This is a genomic window from Arcicella sp. (assembly GCF_964672035.1).
In genome coordinates, this window is the sequence record NZ_CBABQS010000150.1 from 1 (window position 1) to 4739 (window position 4739).

Annotated in this window: 2 protein-coding genes; both read left to right on the top strand. The window is 33.6% G+C overall.

Annotation, left to right across the window (positions count from 1 at the left end; translation table 11 throughout):
- Nucleotides 1-240 (top strand): hypothetical protein (locus AC1W31_RS20495; protein WP_481736364.1); only part of this gene is annotated, 240 nt, incomplete at its 5' end.
- 736 nt (nt 241-976) lie between these two features.
- A complete protein-coding gene (locus AC1W31_RS20500; protein ID WP_481736365.1) occupies nt 977-4249 on the top strand; it encodes a TonB-dependent receptor in 3273 nt (1090 codons plus the stop codon).
- Nucleotides 4250-4739 lie beyond the last annotated feature (490 nt).

The following is a 4739-nucleotide window of genomic DNA, read 5'->3' on the forward strand; positions in this document are numbered from 1 at the left end:
AATTATGGACATGGTAAAAAGCATCTTTCAACCGTCATGGCTTATCTAATGTTATTGGCTTTTCATAATGACCAACTTGTCCAACGTTGTAGCAAAACTTTTCAAGCTATTTGGAAAATGACTAAAACTAAATCAAGACTTTGGGCAACATTAAGAGCAGTATTTATGGTTAAATCTTTTCAGAATTTTAAAGAACTTTACGATTATATGGCATTTATGTATCAAATTAAAATCGAATAAATCGCCAAAAAAGAAATTGCTGCTCACCAAACGTCCATTCTATGATACAATAAAAATTATCTCAAAAACTAATCTCAAATATCTTTTTTTGCGTCTCATAAATCAAAATCTCATGTATTCTTGTAAAAATTGAGTTTAGGAGACATGATAGTTTAGATTTGGCCCAAATGGTGAACTCAGCCCTAAATTACGTTTATACGATTGTAAGAGCATATATTTTAATGATTCAATTAAATTGTACGTTTTTAAACACAATCTTGAAGAATCTGAAAGGTCTGGTTGTTTTTTAGACTTTAAAATAAGAGAGTGGTAAGATAAATTATCAGATAATAACCTCCTGCTAAGGCTCTACAATCGCTCACAGGCAATTTTATACTAAAAAAATCTACGAAGGCCGTGGGAAATTTTTCACTTTTCTTTAGTTGCAACCAAAATTTTGAATAAGTGACTAAATGCTAAATGAGAGATTAGATAATAAGTACCCATGAATCAATTTTCGTTTCTAAGAGTTTAAACTGAATATCTGAGTAAAAAGTCCAGTGAAGAACTAAATTCAGATATTTTTGTTTTCCAGTTATTGTTAAAAATCAACATAATCTTTTTTTAATCATAAGAAAAATTATTTGTTAATTTCTACAGTAAGAATGTCCATCTTTGTTAATTAAACCATAATATATACACAAAAAAGAAAAATTGAAGTGTGTTTAATTTTGTGGAAAATTAAACATACATATTCATGAAAAGAACTTTTCAATTTTTAACTGTCTTCTTTTTGAGCATTCAGATTTTCTCTGTTTCTCAAATTTATGGACAAACTAATGCGAGCATTAATGGTTTCGTTCGCTCCTCAAATGGTGAGGCAATTCCTGGCGCTACTATTACATTCAAAAACGAATCTACGGGGTTTATAGATGGGGTTATTACGAATGATGTCGGTTTTTATGTAATTAAGAATATTGCTCTAGGTGGACCTTACACAATTACGGCGAAAAATGTTGGAAGTAGTACTGAAAAACGTACAGGTTATACCATTTCTATCGGTGAGAACCTAAAAGTAGATTTTAAACTTTCTGAAAATACTACTTTGTTGAATGAAGTCGTAATCAAAGCACAAGATGATGTGTTCTCAAAATTTTCTCCAACTGGAACTGCCAAGCGCCTGGGGGTTCAAGAATTGAAAATGTTACCAGCTAGCAATCGTAGTTTTCAAGATTTGGCGAGTTTATCTCCCATGACAGGCGTTTCTTCTCCAGCAAACCCAAATATTGGTATCGGTGGAAATCGTGAAAGTTCTACGGGCGTTAGTTTGGATGGAATGAATCAACGTTTTATGATGAACGGTGGACTTTTACCAATTTTTACGGTGTCAATTGAGGCAGTGAAAGAATATGAAGTTTCCACTAATAATTATGATGTTTTGCAGGGAAGACAAGGCGGTGGTGCTATAAACGTAATCACAAAATCTGGAACCAATCAATTAACTGGTTCTGCTTTTCTTTACAATCGTAGTCAGGGTTTAACCTCTTCTACGGATTATTTAGGAAGAACCATCAAAGATTTTAGCATTAATCAATACGGCTTTTCTTTGGGGGGACCACTTATCAAAGACAAACTACATTATTTTGTTGCTTTTGACTCTGAAGATCGTTCTCAACCATTCTCAGTTCTGAACGTTACAGATTTAGTAACTGAAAAAGCTGAGTCTATTTCAAAAGTCAATTTAGATAGATTCTTAGGTATTCTTTCGACAAAATATGGTTTGCAAGACCCAAGTACTCAAACAGGAGCATTTTCAATTAAACCTGCCAGCAGAACATATTTCGGAAGAATAGATTGGCAAATTAATGCTCACAATAAGCTTACCTTGAGAAGTAATTATTCAAATCAAAATAGTGATTTCTCAGCTTACGCCTCGCCTGACAATGCTGCTGTTAGAGAGTCTTATGGTTCTCACGACATTACTTTATTCTCAACAACTTTGAGTTTAAGAAGTCAAATTTCGAGCAAAATAAACAACGAATTGAAATTTCAATATTTAAAAGCTCAACGTGATTTCATTCCATATAACACTTTGCCAAGAGGTTTTGTGAATATCGCTTCAACTTTATCTGATGGAATAACTAACGTTTCAAGAACTTTTCAGTTTGGTGGAAATAGAATTGCTCCTGAAAAACAAGGAGAACAGCAACTTCAAATCGTAGAAAATATATACTTACAAGCTGGCAAATTTAACTTCACTTTCGGAACAGATAATTTAATTACTTTTACTCATACCTTAAATTCAAACGAACAAGGGGGCTTGTTCCAGTTTGCCAGTTTGGATAATTTAGACAAATTGAAACCAAGTGCCTATACACGTTTAGTACCTTTAGCGCCTGAAAGTGGTTTAGCTCCCTTTTTGAATCAAACTGCCTTTGACGTATCTGCTTACGCACAAATGGAGTATAATTTAAACCCAAAAATGAATTTGCAAGCTGGTTTACGATGGGATGCAACAATATTTTCCTCAAAACCAGCCTACAATGCTTTAGTTGATAAATTATTAGGAAAACGCACTGACGTTGTTGCCAGCGATTATACAAATATCCAACCAAGAATCCAGTTTACTTATGATTTGAAAGGGGATCAATCTTCTGTATTCCAAATTGGGGGAGGTGCTTTTTCTGCCAATATTGTTCATTGGACACAATTGAGCAATATTTTACAGTCAGGTGTAAATTTGGCTAACGTGGTTTATCCAAGTAATGCTTTACCAACTCCAGATTATCCAGCTTATCGAGCAGATATCAATAAGGTTCCTGGAATTCCCGTAGGAGGAACAATTCCCCCTGCTTATGTAAATTTGATTGGAAATAATTTCAGAGCACCAATTACCTATAAAGTGAACGCTTCTTTCAAGCAGTTCTTTAATAGAATGTTTTATGTTGGTGCTAATATTTACTATGCTAATACCATGCATAACTATCGTTATCAAGATTTGAACTTAAGAGATCAACCAGATTTCAGATTAGAAAATGAGGGAGGACGTGGTGTTTTTGCACCGGTTGAAAAAGTAGCCGTTGCCAATCCAGCCAGTCCTCAAGTGATTACTTATCCGATAAATTATGCTGATGTAACCAAAAACCCAGAGTTGAGTAGAGTTTTGGAATTAAACGGAGATGCGTCACTTTGGCAAAAAGGAGTATCATTTGAAGCAGGAATCGTTTTTCCAAAAGGAGCGATTTTGAGTGCATCTTTCACAATAAATAAAACGGAAGACGATAATTCTTATAACTGTTGTATTGCAAGAACAACTTACTCAAGTGGAAATATTTTTGATGATCCACGGGATTTAAAAGGGAATCAAGGAGCCGCTAATTCAGATTTTAGAAACAAAATTGTAGTTTATGGAATCACACCAAAATGGAAAGGGTTTCAATTAGGCTTTAAATATGTGGGAATTTCAGGAAATCCGTGGACGCCAGTTATTTTTGGTGATATTACAGGAGACGGATCAAGTTTGACTATCAACAATAACAAACGTGCTTTCATTTTCGATCCATCAACCATTAACAGTAATCCAAATTCAACTACTTTAGAAAAAGCTTTGGCGACAAATTTAACAAAGTTGATTAATAATCCAGACAATACTGCAGCAGATTATTTGAAAAGTAAGGCAGGACAAATGGCAACTAGAAATGAATTGTATAACCCTTTCTGGCATAATATGGATATAAACTTATCTTTCACGATTGATAATCAACTAATCAAATCTGTGGGTAAACATCGTATTATTTTACAGGCTCAAGTATTCAATTTTATGAATCTATTGAATAAAGATGCAGGAAAGCAAATGGTAGTTTCTGGAGGTAATCAGCAGTTATTCAGAGCATTAGGCTTAGACCCAGATGCCAAAAAACAAGGACGTAATATTTATGGATACCAAGTAAATGCAACCTTTGGACAACTTGTACCAGCCAATGTAACCAACACTTATCAAGTTCAACTAGGGGCAAGATACGAGTTTTGATGTTGATTGGAAAAATAAAAAAATAAAAAATTCCAAAACCATTAATTTTGGTTTTGGAATTTTTTATTTTTTACTTGTTAAATTTTTTGAAGAACAGATATTTAACTCTTATCCCTGACCGACTGGAATACTAACTTTTTTACCCTTAAATCGCTATCTATGAGGACTATATCCTCCTTGTTCTCAGATTCGAGGTTTTCATTACAACCAGACGGAAAGTAGCGGTTTCAACCTAAAAATTTAGTTGTGTTACTTATATTTTATTTATATTTTACTTATTTTTGGGCAATAATTGGAGTATCACCTAAATTTTGAGGAAATTAGCCACTGCAAAAAATGTTACTGGCATAAAGTGTTTGTGTTATCAAAAAGGGTATGAAAATTAACCCCTCGTTAAATTGGTTTAAAGCGTGTTTTTCACGGCAAAAAATTGTCTTTGTAAAGGAAGTCCTTTTTGATAGACAAAATACATGAAAAATCAGATCAATAC

Bases quoted from the DNA above. Each gene is read 5' to 3' on its own strand.
- AC1W31_RS20500 (WP_481736365.1), top strand. From the start codon at position 977: ATGAAAAGAACTTTTCAATTTTTAACTGTCTTCTTTTTGAGCATTCAG.